An 18,637-nucleotide genomic window follows, 5' to 3' on the forward strand; every position below is an offset into this window, starting at 1 on the left:
GGCGGTATGGTCCCTCTGTGGCTACCGAGACTGTGATCGTGAATCCTGATGCGCCCCTGATGACCCCCGCCGAGGCAGCCGAACGCTTCGGCTGGCGTCGTGTCCTGGCATTCGGTGCCCACCCGGATGACCTGGACTTCGGCGCCGCCGCTACCGTTGCCGGACTGACCCGGGCGGGAGTGGAGGTCACCTACTGCGTGATGACCGACGGCGACGCCGGTGGCTTCGATGCCCACACCCACGACACCATCATCGAGCGGCGCCACCAGGAGCAGCGTGATGCCGCCGCCCACCTGGGTGTGAGCGACGTGGAGTTCATGGGGGAGCGGGACGGGTACCTCGAGCCCAACCACCGCGTGCAGTCCCAGGTCGTGGCCCTGATGCGCCGGCACCGTCCGGATCTGGTGATCGGCATGCACCCGGAACGGGACTGGACCCGGCTGCAGCGCTCCCACCCGGACCACCTGGCCGCCGGTGAGGCGGTGGTGCGTGCCAGCTACCCGGCCGTGGAGAACCCGTTCGCCTACCCTGAGCTGCTCGATCAGGGCCTGGAGCCGTTCCATCTGCGCTGGTTGCTGCTCTTCGGCGGTCCTCACATCCACCACAACCTGTTCCTGGACGTCACCGGCCACGAGCAGGACAAGCTCGCCGCGCTGCGTCATCACCTCTCCCAGCACCCGGACGTGGCTCGCATGGAGGAGTTCGTGTTGGGGACCATGTCAGAGCTGCACCGCGGTGCAGCCGCACCCATGGACGAGTCCGTCCGCTACGCCGAGGCGTTCCATCTGGTGGAGGTCAACGCCGCCGACACCATCAGCGGATTCTGAGACGGCCCCTGCTCAGGAGGTCAGTCGGACCCCTCGGCCGGCGTGCTGTTCGTCGCGGGGGGAGTGCTGTTGGGGTGCCCGCCGTACTGCAGTCCCCGGGTGACCTGATGCACCAGGTCCAGGCTGCCCAGCGCCTGGGTGGTGGGGGCCTCGGATCCTCCGTCCGGCTCCACGGTCACCGTCAGGTCCTGGTAGCCGGAGAGTCCACGGAAGGTCACCGGATCCTGGAGATCGTCCAACCCGTAGGTGCCCAGACTGGCCGGTGAGGACCCGTCGGCCGGGTGCAGCCACAGCTGGTACTCATGCCCAGCGCCGGGATCGGGCATGCCGGAGAAAGTCACATACGCCATGTCCCGCTCCTTGGAGACATGCCCCTGCATCACTCCGCCGTCGGTCAGCTGGTAGTCCTGGGTGGTGAAGGAGTCCTCCGCCCGATCCACCGTGGCCACCACATCTGGTCCCACGATCAGCCGCCACACCATGAACAGGCCGAGCGCCAGCACCAGCAGACCGGCTACCACCAGCATCCACTTCTTCAGGGGGCGGTTCTTCTCCGAGGTCGGACCCTCCTGGTCCTTCGGTTCAGACGGACCGAGCCCATCCACCAGCCCCATGCCCACGTCCTGGGCCGGCAGGCGCAGCAGCAGATCTTCCAACAGGTCCGACGGCGGCTCCGTCGCCTGGGATTTGAAGGCCCAGGTGACGGTGCGCCGCGCCGTCTCCAGGCGAGCCCGCCACAGGGTGGCGTTCTCCGGGCCCTGCCGGTCCACGGCCCCTTCGAGGGCGAACAGCTCATCACGGTCCAGGGCGTCCAGGGCTGCCACATCCGCCAGCTCGCGGCCCAGGCCGTTCTCCACGTCCTGGGCCAGGTCCAGGGTGAAGTTCCGGGTGCGTCCCGTCCGAGCGGCGATCTCCGGGGTGACCGCGCGCATCATGACCGGGTCCCGCTCCTGAACACGGCCCAGGAACTTCTCCTGGTAGCGGTGCGAGATGCGCTGGACGGCATCACGCAGTCGGGACTTGACCGTGGGAACGGCCACGCCGAGCTCTTCTGCCACCTGGCGGTAGGTGCGTCCGCCTGACCAGGCTGCGTCCAGTGCGGCGAACTGCGCCGGGGTCAATGCCTCCAGGGGGCCCAGCTGTTCACGTTCGCCCAACGGGGCCGGTCCGGCACGGTCCGGCAGCAGCCCGTCCCCGACGCCCGGCAGGGAGTCATGGCGCAGCAGCGAGGTCATGGTCTGGTGGGCCAGCACCTGCAGCCAGCTGAGCACTGCCCGGTGACGTGCTGCGGGGGTGTCGTCGTCGAACTGCGGTTCCCCGGCCTGCTCCCACACCTGCAGGTAGGTCAGGGCGGTGGCCTCGAAGGCGTCTGAGTCTGAGGCGAACATCGTGCTCGCCAGTCCGTAGACCCAGGGCGCCGTGGAGTCATAGAACGCGGCGAAGGAGGCCTGATCGCCTTCGGCGGCCAGTGTCAGCAGCTCGTCCAGCCCCGGAAGATCGCCGTATGCGGAGGCACCGGTGCGCTGATGCTGGGCGGTGCCGGCCGTCGTCGGGACGCCAGCAGAGGAGGAGGATCCGGGGCCACCGGGAGTGCGCTTGTCCATGGTCTCTCCAGGATAGGAAGAAGTGGCGCGCTCGGCGGGCTGCCACGCGGCGGGGGTCAGGGCTGGGCGGGGCCGGCTCCGGCGAAACCGTGCTGGCGCCAGGCCTCGTACAGCACGATCGAGGCGGTGTTGGCCAGGTTCAGGGAGCGGCGCGAGGGCTGCATGGGCAGGCGGACCTGGGCGGTGACATGGGGGTCGGCGAGCACCTCGTCCGGCAGGCCGGTGGACTCGCGGCCGAACAGCAGGACGTCGCCTGGGCGGTAGTCCACGTCCGTGTAGAGGGTGTCTCCGTGGGCGGTGAAGGCGAAGACGCGGGCCGGGGCGTCCGGCGGGGTGAGAGCGGTCCAGGCGGCGTCCAGGTCCGGGTGGATGGTGAGCACAGCCAGGTCGTGATAGTCCAGCCCGGCTCGGCGCAGCTTGGCGTCGGAGAGGTCGAATCCCAAGGGCTCCACCACGTGCAGCTCGGCCCCGGTGATGGCCGCCAGGCGGATGGCGTTGCCGGTGTTCCCGGGGATCTCCGGGGTGTGGAAGAGGATGCGGAAACCGGGCGTGCCGGGGGCAGGCTCGCGCGGGGCGGTCAGGTGGGGGTTCTGGCGGTTCATGGTCAGTACATCGCTCCCAGGAGTCGGGCCAGGACCCGGCGGTCCACGGTATGGGCCTGGGATCCGGTGCCCAGGAACATCTTCAGGTCCCGGCCCAGCTGCAGGGCGTTGGCCGGGGGATCGGTGAGGAACGCGGCGTCCGTCTCCAAGGAGCGGGTGCGGTCCAGCTCGATGATCGGCGCATGGGGGTTGTCCTCGCTGGCCAGCACCAGCACGAAGCCGCCCACGGTGCACTCGGGGAACGCCCGCTGCAGGGCGACCATGGCCGGTGCGAGCGAGGGTGGGCTGACCGGGCGGTCTCCCTTCCACAGCTCAGCCCCGTCCCAGCGGTAGACCCCGTCCGGCACCTGGAGTGAGCCCACCACGGCCAGTCGGTCTCCGCACAGCACCACGTGATCGATGGCGCCGGAGCTGACCCGTCCCGCTGAGAGCGAGAGGCCGGTGATCAGGCGGGCCGCCGGGAGGGCGTTGAGGACCTGGTTCTGCAGGACGCGGATGGTGCGGGCCTCACGGACCAGCCGAGCGCCGGCCGGAAGGATGCCGCGCTTGCGGGGAGCGCCGTGGATCTGCTGGGCGCTGCGCTCCGCGTCGAGCGGTCCGTCCTCGCTGAGCGGGGGGTGATAGGTGACGGCAGGGCTTGAGGCGCCGTTGCGCTGGGAGGAGGGGCCCGACGTCGGGCTCCAGCGTTGGCGTGGACGTCTCGTCTCGCTGCGCACGCCAGAGGACCCAGCAGTGCTGGTGGGCCCGGTGGTGAAGGGGTTGGAGGCAGCGCTGCCGGATGCGGGGCCACGGTGCGAGGCGGTGGGGGCGCCGCGGACCGAGGCGCTGGCGAAGCTGCGGTCGTAGGCGCGGCGGGCCTCTGGTGTGCTGACCAGCTGCCAGGCGTCGCTGACCGCACGGAACTCGGCAGGGTCGCCGCCGTGGTCCGGATGGGTGCGGCGGGCGGCCTTGCGCCAGGCCGCCTTCAGGGCAGCCTCGTCCGCGTCGAAGGGGACGCCGAGGACTTCATAGGCCGAACGCTGGGTGCTCGACTGGTGCTGGGAGCGGTGGCGCGAGCCGTGGTCGGGCACGGGGCTCCCTTCGGATGAGCGGCCAGGCGGGGCGCGTTGCTGGAGCGTCCGGTGGACGGAACGCCCGTCCAGACTACCGGGGAGTCTCCCGGGCGGATGGTGGCGGAGGGGGCAGGGCATACTGACGCCATGACCACTTCAGGCCGTGTGCCGGTGACGCTCCTCGATCCATCTGCCGGGGCCTGGCTGGCTCAGCAGCTGGCTGAGGGCGCACAGCTCCGGCACGAGGTGACGCGCGTGGTGCCGAGAGGACGGCCACAGCCGTACGAGGCCTTCGCGCGGATCTTCCATCCCGTCCCCTGGACGTGCGAGTGGACGGCGGCGAACGCTCGATGCGTGGAGTCACTCGGGCTGGTGCCAGATCGCGTGCCGACTGAGCCCGGTGCCATGGCAGACGGGATGACCACCTGGGCGGAGGTGGCGGCGGATCAGGGGACCGAGGTGCACGCCTCTGCTCAGTGGGCCGACCTCGCCCGCGGTGAAGCCGGCGGGTTTGCCACCTCCCGGAGCTGCCCGGGGCTGGAGTACGGCCAGGTGTCCGACGGGGAGTTCATCGGACCGGGGGCTGCTGCGCTCGCGGACGTGCTGCTGGCTCACACCTCCACACCCGTGGACCTGGTGCTGGGCCTCTGGGAGGGCAAGGACTCCTTGAGCGTCGGCGTGGATTCCGTTGCGGGTGTTGGTGCCGGCGGTCAAGGTGACTTCGTCGGGCATCCGCTGGGGAACAGCGCCGCGGAAGCCCTGCGGACCGGTGAGGGGCTGCTCAGTGTGATCGGTGGGTACCGGAGGTACCTGCTGGTGGGCGACGACGGTTCTCGCCTGCGCGATCCCGTGTGGGGTGCGCGGGCGGACCTGTCGGGCGAGGGTGTGCGTCTGTGGCCGAACCTGGCATGGCCGCCGGACCGGGCCTGGACGATGGCCACCGAGATCGACGACTGCTGGACGCTGGTCGCCGGGTCGTGGGACCTGATCCGGGCGCTGTGCTCGCATCCGGACCTGGAGGCGCTGCCGATCCGCCCTGACGCTGAGTTGGGACCCTTCAGCGATTCTGTGAACGGGCGCTCGCCGTCTGTCTGACGGGGGATCTGGTCTCCGTGGGACCTCCCGCCTCCGCCGCATGGTGGTGCCCTGGGGGAGTGCGGGTTCAATCCCCGCCACTCGCCTGCATCCTGCTCGTTCACGTGCGCCCGTGAGCGATTCCATGACTCGGTTCCGAGTCCTGCACAGGTGACGTGTTCGTCGTTCTCATCCCCGATCGGCTGATCTGGGCCTTAACGTGTCTGGGCGGTGTGTTCGAATATCAGTACGAGGAGAACGGGTTCTCGTGAGGTCGGCTGGAGGAGGTGGTGGTGGTCGTGGCAGTGGTGGTGGATGAGGTAGCAGATGTGCTGACTTCGGCCCAGCATGTCGATGCCTCTGCTCTGTGTCTGGGTGAGCTGCTGTCGCTGACTCGGCACCTGACTCGAGAGCTGACGGGGCGCCTCGCGCGCCCGGACTTTGTGGAGTCGTTGAATCCGGTGGTGGACCCAGCTGAGGCCTCGCCGGAGGCACAGGAACACTTGGCGGCCGAGGCGGTGACGTTGCCGGCGGTGCAGGAGCAGGTGGCTGCTCTGGTGCGGGTGGTGGAGGGTGCGGCGACGGCGGTGGCTGGTCATACGGCCCGGGTGTTTGAGGATCCTCAGGCCCGGCACCGATGGTTGGGTCTGCCTCAGGGCAAGACCGGGTTCCGGTCCTCGGCTGATTTCGTGGAGAAGACCCATCACACACCGGCCCGGCAGACCCGGGAGCGGGATAACCGGGCCGCCCACCACTTGGCTCCGGTGCCGTCTGCGGACGGCACGCCGTACAACACCACTCTGGGTGAGGTTTCTGGTGCGTTGTGGTCGGGTGCGGTGGGCCCTTCTGTGGTGGATGTGATCACTCGGACTCTGGGCCAGGCCCGGCGCGCGGCGGCGGCCACGGCGCGGGCGTCGAGATCTTGGGTGGAGCAGCAGGTGGCTGCGGGTGAGGTGGAGTTGATGGGTCGGGCGCGTCGGGAGTGTCCGGGGGTGATGGTCCAGGTGTGCAAGCGCTGGCTGATCCGGTTCACCGAGGCCCTGGAGCGCACCACCGGTGAGCCACCCCAGGGCGTGGTGCATCAGGGGCGTGCTGCCCGGTTTGTGCGGGAGGAGAACGGGTTGTTCCTGTGGCACCTGTTCTTGACCCAGGCCCAGCATGAGATCTTCAAGACCGTTGCTTCGGCCGGTGCCAATCCGCGGGCGCGGAAGAACCAACAGGCCGCTGGTGGTGGGCCTGCTGGTCAGGACGGTGGGTTGTCGCCAGATCCATTGACCTTGTTTGATCAGGCCACGCAGGGCGCAGAAGAACAGGACCGGGCCACTGAGGACGAGGTGTTCTGTGCTGATCTGGCTCCGTGGGTGGAGCGGGGTGAGGAGCGGAATCGTCGTCAGGTCGATGCGGTGATCACCGCCCTGACTGCGGCGTTGCGGATCAAGGATTCGGGGTTGCCGGGCACCGGTGGGTATGCCCCGCAGGTGATGGCGGTGATCGACTACGACACCCTGGCCGGCAGACTCTTGGACCACCCCGACCCACCACCACGACCTGAAATCCCGACGGAGCTGCTCAGACCAGGGGAGCCCGGGTATGAGTCTCCGGGGAAGCCACCGGCCGGTGGGGTGGACTTACGGGGGTCTTTGGTGTCGACGGCGGGGTTCTCTGGTCCGATTGACCCTAGGGTGATCAGGGCGTGGGCCTGTGATGGGCAGATCCTGCCGGTGGTGTTGGGGGCTCAGGGGCAGATCGTGGATGCCGGGCCGGCTCGGAGGGTGTTCCCGGCTCCGTTGCGGCGGGCGATCATTGCCCGGGACCGGGGGTGTGCTGCTCCGGGGTGTGGGCAGCCGGCGACCTATTGTCAGGTCCATCATGTTCAGCATTATGAGCATGGGGGTCCGACCACGGTGGAGAACGGGGTGCTGCTGTGCGAGCACCACCACCAGGCGGTGCACCATGACCAGTATCGGATCCATATGCGCCACGGGATCCCTTGGTTCGAAGACACCAGCCCCACCGCCCGGAGCATGCAGGCCAGCTCGAGGACCGGTGCTGAGCCGGAGCTGACCCGCAACCAGTACTGGGCCGACCACCCAGAACCACCATGGTGAGGCGGGGCGCGCGTTCAGGGACGTTCGTCCACTCCGTGGATGAGCGCGCGGGGGATGAGATCGGCATGACGGACACCGCGGAGCAAGCCGGGAGGAGCAGGTCACCATAATGAGGGCATGAGTCATCCCGCCACGTCGCAGCGGCTGCTGCTGTTCATCAATCCGGCATCTGGGTCGGGCCGCGGTGCCGGTGCAGGGGCTGAGGCGGTGGCCCGATTCAGGAGTGCCGGTGCCGATGTCCGCGTGGTGGACCCGGCCCCGCAGGCGGTCACCGGGGTGAGCCGAGTGCCCGCCCACGGTGTGGTCACCCACGGCGACCTGACGGATGCGCTCCGTACGAGCATCCAGCAGGAACGACCTGACGCTGTGGTGGTCGTGGGCGGCGATGGCATGGTCCACGCTGCGGTGAACGTCCTCGCAGAGACCGAGATCCCCCTCGGCCTGGTTCCAGCCGGAACGGGAAACGATTTCGCCAGGAACTTCGGCGTGGATCGACTGTCCGTCCGCATGGCAGCGGAACAGATCATCACATCACTCGTCACCGGTCCCCGCAGAGTGGACCTGGCGAGAGTGGAACTGCGTCCGCTTCCCTCGCCGAGCACCGCGGCGGAGGAGACCACTGTGGAGGTGCGCTGGGTGGCATCAGGGGTCAACCTGGGGTTCGACGCCGTGGTCAACGCTCGGGCCAATGCACTGCGCTGGCCCACCGGACGTGCACGCTACGTGGTGGCCGTGCTCCAGGAGCTGTGGCGGTACACCGCACCGGCCCTCACGGTCTCCACCACGGACCAGCAGGGGACCACCGAGGTGGGGACCGAACGCACCTTCGTGCTCAGCGTGCTGAACGGCTCCTACTTCGGCGGCGGGATGAAGGCTGCCCCCGGGGCCAGCGTGGACGACGGCCTGATCGACACCCTGTGGGTTCCAGCCATGCGCCCGGCGAGATTCCTCCAGGTGTTTCCGCGCGTATTCTCCGGCGGCCATGCCACCGTCCCGGAAGTGCGTCTGGCGCAGGTGCAGACCGTGGAGGTGGCGGCATCGGATGAGGAGAGCGGAGGGCCCATCACTCACACCCGGGGAGACCGCCGAGCGGCATCCCTGCCGATCGTCCATGGCGATGGGGAGGCGATCGGCCGACTTCCTGTGCGGATCACGGCTGCGCCGGGAGCGCTGCTCCTGCTCGTGGGTCAGGGGACGAGATGACCGGGAACCCTAGACTGGGCCGGTGCGGATGAACAGCGTCTACCTCGATCACGCCGCCACCACCCCAATGCGGCCGGTGGCGCTCGAGGCGTACACCGAAGCCGCGCGGCGTCTCGGCAACCCCTCCTCACTGCACCGCTCCGGACGGTCCGCTCAGCTGCATCTGGAGGATGCGCGCGATGCCCTCGCCGCCACTGTGGGGGCACACCCCTCCGAGGTGATCCTCACCGCCGGAGGGACCGAAGCGGACAACCTCGCCCTCAAGGGGCTCTACTGGGCGCGGCGGTCCCAGGACCCGAACCGCACCCGGATCATCCTCACCGGCGCTGAACACCATGCCGTGCTGGACACCATCACCTGGTTGGAGCAGCACGACGGTGCAGAGCTGGTGTTCGTCCCCATGGACGCTGAAGGACGCGTGGACCTCGCGGCCTGGCAGGCTGAGTTGGCCGTGGCACCAGAGCAGACTGCACTGGCCACCCTGATGTGGGCCAACAACGAGATCGGCACCATCCAGCCCGTGGCTGAGGCCGCCACCATCGCAGCCGACCAGGACGTGCCGTTCCACACCGATGCCGTGCAGGCCGTGGGTTCCATCCCGATCGACTTCGCGTCCAGCGGTGCCACCACGTTGGCCTTCAGCGGGCACAAGCTCGGCGGGCCGGTGGGCATCGGCGCCCTGCTCGTCCGCCGCGATGCCACGCTCACGCCCGTGCTGCACGGCGGGGGACAGGAACGCCAGATCCGCTCCGGCACCCTTCCGGTGGCCCTGATGGCCGGATTCGCTGCCGCCGCCACCGAGGCGCACCAGCACCTGGACGCCGAGCGGAACCGGTTGGGCACCCTCCGGGACCTGTTGATCGAGAAGGTGCAGGCCGCCGTCGGGAATGCTGTGCTGCGCGGGGCGCAGGACCGGGACCCTGCCACGGGAGAGAAGCTGCCGGCGGGAACCCGGCGGCTGCCCGGGAACGCGCACTTCACCTTCCCCGGGTGCGAGAGCGACTCGCTGCTGTTCGGCCTGGACACCGCCGGAGTGGAGTGCTCAGCGGGATCGGCCTGCACCGCGGGCGTGGCCCAGCCCTCGCACGTGCTCACGGCCTTGGGACTGGAGGAGGCCGAGGCGAGATCGGCCCTGCGCTTCACACTGGGGCATACATCCGTGCCTGCCGACGTTGACCACCTTCTGGACGTGCTGCCCGGCGTCCACCAGTCCGCCCTGACCGCGGGGATGGCCGGCCGGGTCAGCTCGATCCGCACCGCCAACAGCCACCTGGAGAGGAACTGAGCGCATGAAGGTCCTGGCCGCCATGAGCGGGGGAGTCGACTCCGCCGTCGCAGCAGCGCGGGCCGTGGATGCCGGCCATGAGGTGGTGGGCGTGCACCTGGCGCTCTCTCGCATGCCCGGAACCCTGCGCACCGGATCGCGCGGCTGCTGCACCATCGAGGACTCACGCGACGCCTGGCGGGCCTGCGAGAAGCTGGGCATTCCGTACTACACCTGGGACTTCTCCGAGCGCTTCGCCGAGGACGTGGTGCAGGACTTCGTGGGCGAGTACGCGGCCGGCCGCACCCCGAACCCCTGCATGCGCTGCAACGAGCGGATCAAGTTCGCCGCCCTGCTGGAGAAGGCCCTGGCGCTGGGCTTCGACGCCGTCTGCACGGGGCACTACGCCAAGGTGGTGGAAGGCGAACAGGGCTTGGAACTGCACCGCGCCGCCGACTGGGCCAAGGACCAGTCATATGTGCTCGGCGTGCTCACCGCGGAGCAGCTGGCCCACTCCCTGTTCCCCCTGGCCGACACCCCCTCCAAGGAGCAGGTGCGTGCCGAGGCCGCTGAACGTGGACTGACCGTGGCCACCAAGCCCGACTCGCACGACATCTGCTTCATCCCCGACGGCGACACCCGCGGCTGGCTGGCCGAGCGGGTGGAGATGAGCGAGGGGCAGATCCTCGACGCGCAGGGCCAGGTGCTCGGCACCCACCCCGGCGCGCAGGCGTTCACCGTGGGCCAGCGCAAGGGACTGAACATCGGGCGTCCGGCGGCGGATGGCAAGCCGCGGTTCGTGCTGGAGGTCCGCCCCAAGGACAACACCGTGGTGGTGGGTCCGCGCGAGATGCTCGCCGTGGACCGCGTGGTGGGCATCCGTCCCTCCTGGGCCGGCGCTCCCGTGCCGGAGGAGGCCACTGGAGACTGGTTCGACTGCCACCTGCAGGTGCGTGCGCACGGGGACCCGGTGCCGGCACGTGCCCGCGTGGAGCAGGGCTCTGACCAGCTTCCCGACGACGTCACACCCGTGGGTGCCACGGCGGCGGGATCCGCTGGGGTCCGGTGGGTGATCGAACTGCACGAACCGCTCCAGGGGGTGGCGCCGGGCCAGACGGCGGTGCTGTACCAGGGCACCCGGGTGCTGGGTCAGGCCACGATCGACTCCGCGGTGAACTCTGCGCGGCTCGTGGACGCCGTCCAGGGCTGATCCCGTACGCACGGCTCAATGGGCGGGGGAGACAGACGTGGACGCACTACGGTGGAACGCATGAGCGCCGAGTACGACCCGCACGCCAGTTCCCTGCAGACCTCCGCCGACCCCGCCGTCCTGGAGGAGCTGTTCGCGATCCGCGGCAGCATCGACAACATCGACGCGACGCTCGTCTATCTGCTGGCCGAACGGTTCAAGTGCACCCAGAAGGTCGGGCGGCTCAAGGCCGAGCATCAGTTGCCGCCCTCGGACCCGGACCGGGAGACCGCGCAGATCGACCGGCTGCGCAGACTGGCGGCCGAGGCGGATCTGGACCCGGCCTTCGCCGAGAAGTTCCTGAACTTCATCATCTCCGAGGTCATCCGCCACCACCGGGCCATCGCCGAGGACACCGGCACTGTGCCCACTGTCCCCGCGCAGTCTGCGGACACCGGGACCGGACCACAGGCGTGAGCCCCGTCCGCGCCACCCTGACCGGCACCTGGCCCGGAGCTGACGCCTCACAGGCCGTGGCCGCCGCAGTCCAGGAGCTCGGGGCTCCACACCTGCCGGTCATCCCGGAACTTCCCGCCCGTGGGCCGGGTTCAGACCCCACGGGCCGCACCGCCGTGATGCTGGACGAGCTGGCCGTGGACCTGCAGCCCCACGGGTGGCGGCTCACGGACACCCCCGGCGTGGATGCCCGGCGTGGCGCGTCCACATGGCGTGCCGACCTGAACCGGCTGGCGGACGCGGTGGGAGAGACCGGCGGGGGACTCGAGGAGATCGTCCTTCGGATCGTCGGCCCCTTGACCCTGGCGGCTCGGCTGTGGCTGCCCGGCGGCGAACGCGCACTGTCCGATTCCGGCGCGCGCCGGGATGTGGCGGACTCGTTGGCCTCCGGCCTGGCCGAGCAGGTCCGTGTGGTCCAGTCGGTCACCGGGGCTCACCGGGTGACGGTGGTCCTGGCAGAGCCCGACGCCGGCCAGGTCCTGAGCGGACAGGTCCCCACTGCCAGTGGGTACAGGACAGTGCGGTCAGTGCCCCGCGTGGAGGCGCGACGGGCCTGGTCCACGGTGGCGACGGCGGTGGCCCAGGCCGGTGGACAGAACGGGGCCGGGGTGATGTTCGCACCGGGTCTCGCCCAGGGCGACGACGACAGCGGACCGAGCTGGACCGATCTGGCTCTGCTGGTCTCAGAGTCCCTGCCCCCAGCGTCCGTGTCCGCCGTGGAGGGACCGGCAGAAGGCGGCGCAGTGGGTGAGGTGACCGCGACGGAGCCCACCGGATCGGACACAGCCCCACCGCTGCGAGGACTCGTCCTGCCGGTGCCCCGGCTCGAGGGCCCCGGGGCCGATCCTGCCCGCTGGGAGGTCATCGCCGGCTGGGTCGAGGCGGGCCGGACCGTGGTGCTGGGACTGGACCGGCCGTCGTCGGGAACTGCGGCGCATGCCGCCGTGGAGGCGACCGTCCGAGCACTGCTGAAGGACTGGGAGCGCATGGGGCTGGACGAGGAAGTGCTCGGACAGCTGGTCCTGCGCGGGCCCGGCCTGGCGGACACCACACCGGACCGTGCGCTGGAGGTGACCCGCGCTGTGGTGCGCGGAGCCGAGACACTGGAACGGATGCGCGTGGACGGCGAGCTGGCACGCTGACGGCAGTCCGGGTGGCTGAATCGCCGTGGCGGCCGAACCTCAGAGCCGACCGGCGGCCTTGAGCCGGAGGTAGGTGTCCGCCAGAGCCGGGGGGAGTTCGTGCGGGGGAGCGTCCACCACCTCCACGCCGAGCATCTCCAGCTCACGCGCCACAGCAGCCCGCTCCAGTCCGGCCCGTTCGGCAGCCGCCGCCCGAAACACGGTCTCGGCGTCCTCGCGCACCTGAGACATCTGCTCCAGCTGCGGGTCGGACACCGCGGCCACCACCACCTGGTGATGCCGGGTCAGGGCAGGCAGGACCGGCAGCAGACCCTCCTGCACGGAGGCGGCGTCCAGGGCGGTCAGCAGCACCACCAGGGACCGCTGCCGGGTCACCTGGGCCACCTCCACCGGCACCCGGGACCAGTCGGCGGCGAGCAGGATCGGCTGGACCGGGGCCAACGCGGTGACCATCCGGTTCAGCAGGTGCCCCTTCTCAGTGGAGGAGACGCGCGCGCGGACGGTGCGGTCCAGCGCCACCAGGTCCACGCGGTCCCCGCCGGCAGAGGCCAGCGCGGCCAGCAGCAGGGAGGCCTCCATCCCGGTGTCCAGCTTGGTCTCCTCGTCCACGCGGGCGGCCGAGGCGCGGGAGGTGTCCAGCACGATCACCACGCGCCGGTCTCGCTCCGGCCGCCAGGTGCGCACCACCACGTCCTGGCGCCGGGCCGTGGCACGCCAGTCGATCGAACGGACGTCGTCCCCGCGCACATAGTCACGCAGCGAGTCGAACTCCGTGCCCGCGCCGCGCACCTGGACCGCGGACCGTCCGTCCATCTCCCGCAGACGGGCCAGGCGCGACGGCAGATGCCGCCGGGAGCGGAACGGGGGCAGCACCATCAGCGTGCCCGGGCAGGGGTGGTCCACCTGGCGAGCGGCCACGCCCAACGGTCCCCACGACCGCACGGTCACCGTCTCGGTCCGCAGCGCACCCCGGCGGCGCGGCCTCAGGGAGGTGACGTGGCGTCGTCGTTCTCCGGCCGGGATGTCCACCGGCTGCTCCGCATCCTGCTGACCTGCGGTGGGCTGCCAGATGTCCCGCAGGGAGCCGCGCAGCCGACGCCGGCCCCGGTTCGTCACCAGGACCACGTTCTGCACCGTCTCGTCCAGTCGCGCTGAGGCGGGCAGCACACGCTCCAGCACCACCTGGCGGGGCGAGGCTGCCAGCAGCAGGTCGGCCAGCACCAGCACGGCCAGCGCCAGAAGACACCACCACACCGTGGAGGCACGCGGGATCAGGACCACCGGCAGCAGGCAGGCCACAGCCACCGCAAGGAGTCGACCGGAGAGGACCATCAGCTCACCAGGGGACCGGGACGGCGGCAAGCAGACCGGAGATGACCTGGTCCGCGGTGACGCCGTCCAGCTCGGCCTCGGGGCGCAGACTCACCCGGTGGCGCAGGCAGGACAGAGCCAGCGCCTGGACGTCGTCCGGAGTGGTGAAGTCCCGTCCGTTCAGCCAGGCCCACGCCTTGGAGGTGTTCAACAGGGCGGTCGAACCGCGTGGGGAGACGCCCAGCTGGAAGGACGGCGAGGTGCGGGTGGCGCGAGCCAGGTCGGTGATGTAGCCCAGCACCTCCGGGCCGGAGCGCACGCGGGAGACCGCCTCACGGGCCGCCACCAGGGTGTCCGCGCCGGCCACGGCACGCACCCCGGCGGCCTGCAGGTCAGAGGGGTTGAACCCGGCGGCATGACGGGAGAGGATCTCCACCTCGTCCTCGCGCCCGGGCAGGTCCAGGGTGACCTTGAGCAGGAACCGGTCCAGCTGCGCCTCCGGCAGTGGGTAGGTGCCCTCGTACTCCACCGGGTTCTGCGTGGCGGCCACCATGAACGGATCCGGCAGGGGGCGGGAGACCCCGTCCACGGACACCTGCCGTTCCTCCATCGCCTCCAACAGGGCCGACTGTGTCTTGGGCGGGGTCCGGTTGATCTCATCGGCCAGCATCAGATGCGTGAACACCGGGCCCTCACGGAACTCGAACTCGCCGGACTTGGTGTCGTAGACCAGGGAGCCGGTGACGTCGCCGGGCATCAGATCCGGGGTGAACTGCACGCGCCGAGTCTCCAGGGACAGCGCCGCGGACAGGGACCGCACCAGCAGGGTCTTGGCCACACCGGGCACGCCCTCGAGCAGCACATGCCCCCGGCACAGCAGCCCGATCAGCAGCCCGGTCACCGCCGGTGCCTGGCCCACCACGGCCTTGCCCACCTCCTCGCGCACCTGGTGCAGGGCGTGACGCAGCTCGTCGTCAGAGGAGCCGGACAGGCTTCCCGACGACGGCCCCCGCGTGGGCGCTGGAGGGGTCGCCTGGGGTGCCCGTCCGGTGGTGTCGGCCGGACCCGCCGAGCCGACGGGCTCGGCGGGATGCTGGCCGTGATCCGGTTCCGGGGAGTGGGGGGAGGTCATGGTGTGGTCTCGGGTCCTCTCGGGTCCTGGGTGCTGAGGTCAGTAGGGTGGGCCGGCGGCGCCGGCTGGGCCGGGCCGGCTGCGCCCAGAGCGGCGTGGACGGACTGCTCGAGCCCCTGCAGGGCGCGGGCACGGTCCACGAGTGCGGCGTTCGAGTCCACCGTGGACTCGTCCAACAGGTGGGCCACGGCAGCGGGGTCCTGTCCGGTCACGGCGGCCACCGCAGAACTGAGGGCCGGGGCGGTGGCGCCGCGGCCCAGGCTCAGCAGCCGGGCCAGACGGAGCCGGGTGGCCTGGTGCAGTGACCGTGCGGCCGCCCCCGCCTGGCCGGTGCTCTGGTAGAGCCGAGCACGGCCCACAGCCGTCTCCGAGGACGGGACCACCACGGGGAGCGGTTCGATCGCCAGGGGGCCGTGGCGGCGTCCGCGCCAGAGCATCAGCACCAGGGCACAGACCACCAGCCACCAGATGACCGGCCCCACCCAGGCCGGGAGCAGATCAGACGGGTTCGTCGGGGCCTCACCCACCGGCACATCCGCCAGCGTGGGCAGGTACCAGATCACGTCCTCGCCCTGGCCCAGCGTCCACAGTGCGACGACCGGATGGCCATGGACGGCGGCACCGGCGTTGGCGAAGACCTGAGCGGAGCCGATCACCCAGGTGCCGTCGTCGGACCGGACCACTCCGTGGGCGGGCCGGACCGCGCCGGCGGGGGCGGAGATCCCGTTGAAGCAGCCGGTCCCACCGCGGTAGAGCCGACCATCTCGCACCATCGACTCGGCCTGGCGAGCCAACGGCAGAGCACAGTCCGTCCCCGCGGTCAGGGGCTCCTCCGAGGGGGTCAGGCCGGGGCCGGTGGTGATGCCGGTGGCCAGCGCACGGACCTGGGCCAGGTCAGGTTCCACGAGCACGCGCCGGGCAGGATCTGTCCCCTCGGCCAGGCGATCCAGCCCCTGGTCCGGCAGCAGCCCGGCGGGGTCGTGGAAGAGCAGAGTGGCCTCAGGGTGCTCCTGGGCCAGCTCGAGGGCCTGGTCCGCCGAGTCGGCGTGATGGATCCGGATCCCCTGTCCGCGCAGGACCTCGGCGATCGCCATGCCGCCGGTGGGGCGGGCGGACTCCGGATGCAGGGCACCTCCGGTGGGGGCCGGACGGAACAGGGCCAGCGCCCCCAGGATCAGCAGCAGCGCGGCGACGATCAGCCACACCCGTCCGGCACGCCAGACCCGCGCGGCGACTTGAGAGCCGGAGGGGACGGACGGTGAGGGAACAGCGCTTCCCTGGACCTCGGCCTCCGCGGGCCCGGCCGGCCGGCTCACCGTGCCACCGTCAGGTCGGATGCGGATGCGGCCGGCGCCGGAGCGGCCGCCAGACGGCGGTCCAGTTCCCGTGCCGCCAGGGCCTGCTCAGCGGTGGCGGTGGCGTGGTCGTACAGCACCGCGTTGAAGGCCTCGGCCACACGGGGCAGCTCAGCCTGTTCCTGAGGGAACACCCGGGCCAGCTCACGGGCCGCCTCACTGGCCGTGCGCCCGGGGCGTTCATCCACCACGGTGCGCACTTCGGCCTCACGCACCGCGGCCCGGAACCAGCTGACCAGTGCCTGTCCGTGATCCGAGCGCGCATGCGCCCGTTCCGCGGCGGCACGGTGGTCCGCCGGGGTTGAGACCCGCTCTGTCAGCATGGCGCTGTCCCGACGACGGCCGCGTGCGTTGGCGCGGGGCCTGACCAGGATCAGCACGATGACGGCGATGACCACCAGCAGCACCGGGAGCACCCAGCTCGGCACGCCGGTGGCTCCCTGTCCCAGCGAGTCCAGCCAGTCCAACAGCTCGTCGAAGCGGTCTCTGATCCACTCCAGGACGGGGTTGGGCTGGGCGGCCTGATACCGGTCCTTGGCCAGCTCGTCCTCGAGCAGCCGACGAGCCTCCTCAGGCTCGGGCTGCCAGGGCTGCGCCGGGCGTCCTCGGGCAGCGGCGGCGGGAGTCATGGGGTCACCGGCCGCCGCTCGGCCCCACCGTCACAGGTCGTGGCGCCCGGCCGGGAACCAGATCGTCCGTGCCGGATCCGCCGGAGACCGTTCCGGTGGTGGAGAACCGGGAGTCCTGGTCCCCGGTCCCGGACTGTGCGGCGATCTGGCCCAGGTCCAGGTCGAAGCTCTCCTGGCGGATGCGGTAGTCGATGTACAGCACGGCCATCACCAGGGTGAGGTAGGCGGTGCCCACCGACTGGATGAGGGTGGTGATCAGGGTGGAGACGACCAGGGAGAGCGCCGTGGCGTTCAGCAGCTCGTCCACCGAGGCACTCGAGGGGTCTGAGGGGAAGAACAGTCCCAGCACGCTGGTCAGGCCCCCGGAGATCAGTGAGACCGCGATGCCGACGATCAGGCCCACCAGCAGCAGGACTCCGAAGGTGCGCCACCAGGAGCGGTTGGTCAGCCCCCAGGAACGGCGGATGCCGGCCCAGGGCCCGATCTTCTCGATCGCCACTGCTGCCGGTGCCAGCAGCACCTTGACGTAGATCCACAGGACCAGCGGCACCGAGGCGAACACCACCAGGAACCAGACCATGATCAGTGCACCGGGTGAACTGTCGGCAGTGATGGCTGGCAGCAGGCTCAGGAACAGCAGCCCGCCGAGGACGACCATGTAGATGAGACCGGCCAGCAGGTAGAGGGCGCTCAAACCGACCAGGCTCCAGATCGTGGGTGCAGTGGGCCGCCAGGCCTGCCCCAGGCCGGTCTTCAGGCCCACGGCGCCTCGGGCGAGCACCACGGAGAGCACGCCCTGGGCGATGGTCCCCAGGAACGTGGCCAGGATCGCCGCGGCGAGCAGCATGCCCCAGAACATCAGGACGCCGTTCACCAGCTCCCAGCTCTCAGCCGTGCTGGCCGTGCCGAAGGTCCCGCCCGTCGAGCTGAACAGATCGCTCTGTCCCAGCAGGTTGACCAGATAGGCCACCGGCAGGCCCACCAGGATCGCTTCGGCCAGGGCCACCAGGAGCATGGTCCCCAGGACCGCGGCCGGACTCAGGCGCAGCGCGGCGAACGAGGCCTCCAGCACATCACCGAGGTTCAGCGGGCGGAGCGGAATGATCCCCGGTCGCTGAGCCATGGCATAGGGGGAGTGCTGGCCCGGTCCGCCCTGGGGGCCGACGCCGTACCCGGTTGATCCCGGGTGCATCGGCGGCGTGGGCTGGAGGGGAGCGGGGACGGGTGGGCCATAGGGATTGGCCAGAGGCTGGGGGGTGTCCGGCGCGCCGGGAGCTGACCAGCCGGACGCGCTCGGGGTCCCCTGTGGCGGCCGCTGCGGCATGTCCGGAAGGTGGTCGGGACGGTTCTGTGGATCCAAGGCGGTCCCCCCGAGGGCGTCGTTGGCGGTCAGGTCCAGGCGCCCGGTGAGGGGCGGTGATCGAGGCGATGAAGCGGTGTCCCAGGAGCGACCCACGGCTCGCCGTTCCGACGTCTCGACTATAACCGTCCACTGGCACGCCGTCCGATAGGCTGGGGCGGTGGCCCGAGGGGCCGTCGTGTCCGAGCGCAGAGCCTGGGTCTACGGTGCTCCTGAGGCCGGTATTGGATGTCCGTGACAGCTCTGGTGTGTGTTCTGGGAGGGTACTC

General features: G+C 70.6%; 16 protein-coding genes. 8 read left to right on the forward strand and 8 right to left on the reverse strand.

Translation table 11 applies throughout. The annotated features are described in order from the left end of the window. The first annotated feature begins 59 nt into the window (after positions 1-59). Positions 60-827, forward strand: coding sequence for a PIG-L deacetylase family protein (locus tag ACEXHE_RS06815; protein ID WP_374785260.1), 768 nt, complete (start codon positions 60-62; stop codon positions 825-827). A 20-nt stretch (positions 828-847) separates the two neighbouring features. On the opposite strand, the gene ACEXHE_RS06820 is transcribed toward ACEXHE_RS06815, so the two are convergent. From ACEXHE_RS06820 to ACEXHE_RS06830, 3 genes are read right to left on the reverse strand one after another with little or no spacing between them, the layout of a single operon-like run. Beyond that, positions 848-2,431, reverse strand: coding sequence for an anti-sigma factor domain-containing protein (locus ACEXHE_RS06820; RefSeq protein ID WP_374785195.1), 1,584 nt, complete (start codon positions 2,429-2,431; stop codon positions 848-850). 56 nt (positions 2,432-2,487) lie between these two features. Then, positions 2,488-3,033, reverse strand: coding sequence for a tRNA (cytidine(34)-2'-O)-methyltransferase (locus ACEXHE_RS06825; protein ID WP_091693530.1), 546 nt, complete (start codon positions 3,031-3,033; stop codon positions 2,488-2,490). A 2-nt stretch (positions 3,034-3,035) separates the two neighbouring features. Continuing rightward, positions 3,036-4,103: a DnaJ domain-containing protein gene (locus ACEXHE_RS06830; protein WP_374785196.1), complete on the reverse strand. Its 1,068-nt coding sequence runs from the start codon at positions 4,101-4,103 to the stop codon at positions 3,036-3,038. A gap of 129 nt (positions 4,104-4,232) precedes the next feature. Between ACEXHE_RS06830 and ACEXHE_RS06835 the strand changes: the two genes are divergently transcribed. From ACEXHE_RS06835 to ACEXHE_RS06865, 7 genes are all read left to right on the forward strand, one after another. Beyond that, a complete protein-coding gene (locus ACEXHE_RS06835) occupies positions 4,233-5,180 on the forward strand; it encodes a hypothetical protein (RefSeq protein ID WP_374785197.1) in 948 nt (315 codons plus the stop codon). Positions 5,181-5,449: 269 nt separating this feature from the next. Next, positions 5,450-7,267, forward strand: a complete 1,818-nt coding sequence (locus tag ACEXHE_RS06840; RefSeq protein WP_374785198.1) for an HNH endonuclease signature motif containing protein — start codon at positions 5,450-5,452, stop codon at positions 7,265-7,267. A gap of 117 nt (positions 7,268-7,384) precedes the next feature. Then, on the forward strand, positions 7,385-8,470 hold the full coding sequence (locus tag ACEXHE_RS06845) for a diacylglycerol/lipid kinase family protein (protein WP_374785199.1): 1,086 nt from the start codon (positions 7,385-7,387) through the stop codon (positions 8,468-8,470). Between the two features lie 28 nt (positions 8,471-8,498). After that, positions 8,499-9,755, forward strand: coding sequence for a cysteine desulfurase family protein (locus tag ACEXHE_RS06850; RefSeq protein WP_374785261.1), 1,257 nt, complete (start codon positions 8,499-8,501; stop codon positions 9,753-9,755). 4 nt (positions 9,756-9,759) lie between these two features. Further along, positions 9,760-10,944 (forward strand): tRNA 2-thiouridine(34) synthase MnmA, encoded by a 1,185-nt coding sequence (mnmA, locus tag ACEXHE_RS06855; protein WP_374785200.1) that lies wholly within the window; start codon positions 9,760-9,762, stop codon positions 10,942-10,944. A gap of 60 nt (positions 10,945-11,004) precedes the next feature. Next, positions 11,005-11,400 (forward strand): chorismate mutase, encoded by a 396-nt coding sequence (locus ACEXHE_RS06860; RefSeq protein ID WP_277244978.1) that lies wholly within the window; start codon positions 11,005-11,007, stop codon positions 11,398-11,400. Beyond that, the gene (locus ACEXHE_RS06865) at positions 11,397-12,581 is read left to right on the forward strand and encodes a hypothetical protein (protein ID WP_374785201.1); all 1,185 of its coding nucleotides are present in this window, start codon (positions 11,397-11,399) and stop codon (positions 12,579-12,581) included. Before ACEXHE_RS06860 ends, ACEXHE_RS06865 begins: the two co-directional genes overlap by 4 nt. Positions 12,582-12,620: 39 nt before the next feature. Here ACEXHE_RS06865 and ACEXHE_RS06870 read toward each other — a convergent pair whose 3' ends face one another. The 5 genes from ACEXHE_RS06870 to ACEXHE_RS06890 are packed head-to-tail and all read right to left on the reverse strand — an operon-like array spanning position 12,621 to position 18,131. Beyond that, positions 12,621-13,913 carry a DUF58 domain-containing protein gene (locus ACEXHE_RS06870; protein ID WP_374785202.1) on the reverse strand — a complete coding sequence of 431 codons (1,293 nt, stop codon included), beginning with the start codon at positions 13,911-13,913 and terminating at the stop codon, positions 12,621-12,623. Between the two features lie 4 nt (positions 13,914-13,917). Continuing rightward, entirely contained in the window at positions 13,918-15,024 is a 1,107-nt protein-coding gene (locus tag ACEXHE_RS06875; protein ID WP_374785203.1) for an AAA family ATPase, read from the reverse strand. Further along, complete coding sequence (locus tag ACEXHE_RS06880; RefSeq protein ID WP_374785204.1) at positions 15,021-16,340, reverse strand: DUF4350 domain-containing protein; 1,320 nt, start codon at positions 16,338-16,340, stop codon at positions 15,021-15,023. The genes ACEXHE_RS06875 and ACEXHE_RS06880 overlap by 4 nt, the downstream gene beginning before the upstream one ends. Beyond that, positions 16,337-17,008, reverse strand: a complete 672-nt coding sequence (locus tag ACEXHE_RS06885) for a DUF4129 domain-containing protein (RefSeq protein WP_374785205.1) — start codon at positions 17,006-17,008, stop codon at positions 16,337-16,339. Before ACEXHE_RS06885 ends, ACEXHE_RS06880 begins: the two co-directional genes overlap by 4 nt. 4 nt (positions 17,009-17,012) lie before the next feature. Then, positions 17,013-18,131, reverse strand: a complete 1,119-nt coding sequence (locus ACEXHE_RS06890) for a hypothetical protein (RefSeq protein ID WP_374785206.1) — start codon at positions 18,129-18,131, stop codon at positions 17,013-17,015. Positions 18,132-18,637 lie beyond the last annotated feature (506 nt).

It is taken from the genome of Micrococcus sp. IITD107 (genome assembly GCF_041927415.1).
GTDB classification, from domain to species: Bacteria; Actinomycetota; Actinomycetes; order Actinomycetales; family Micrococcaceae; genus Citricoccus; species Citricoccus terreus.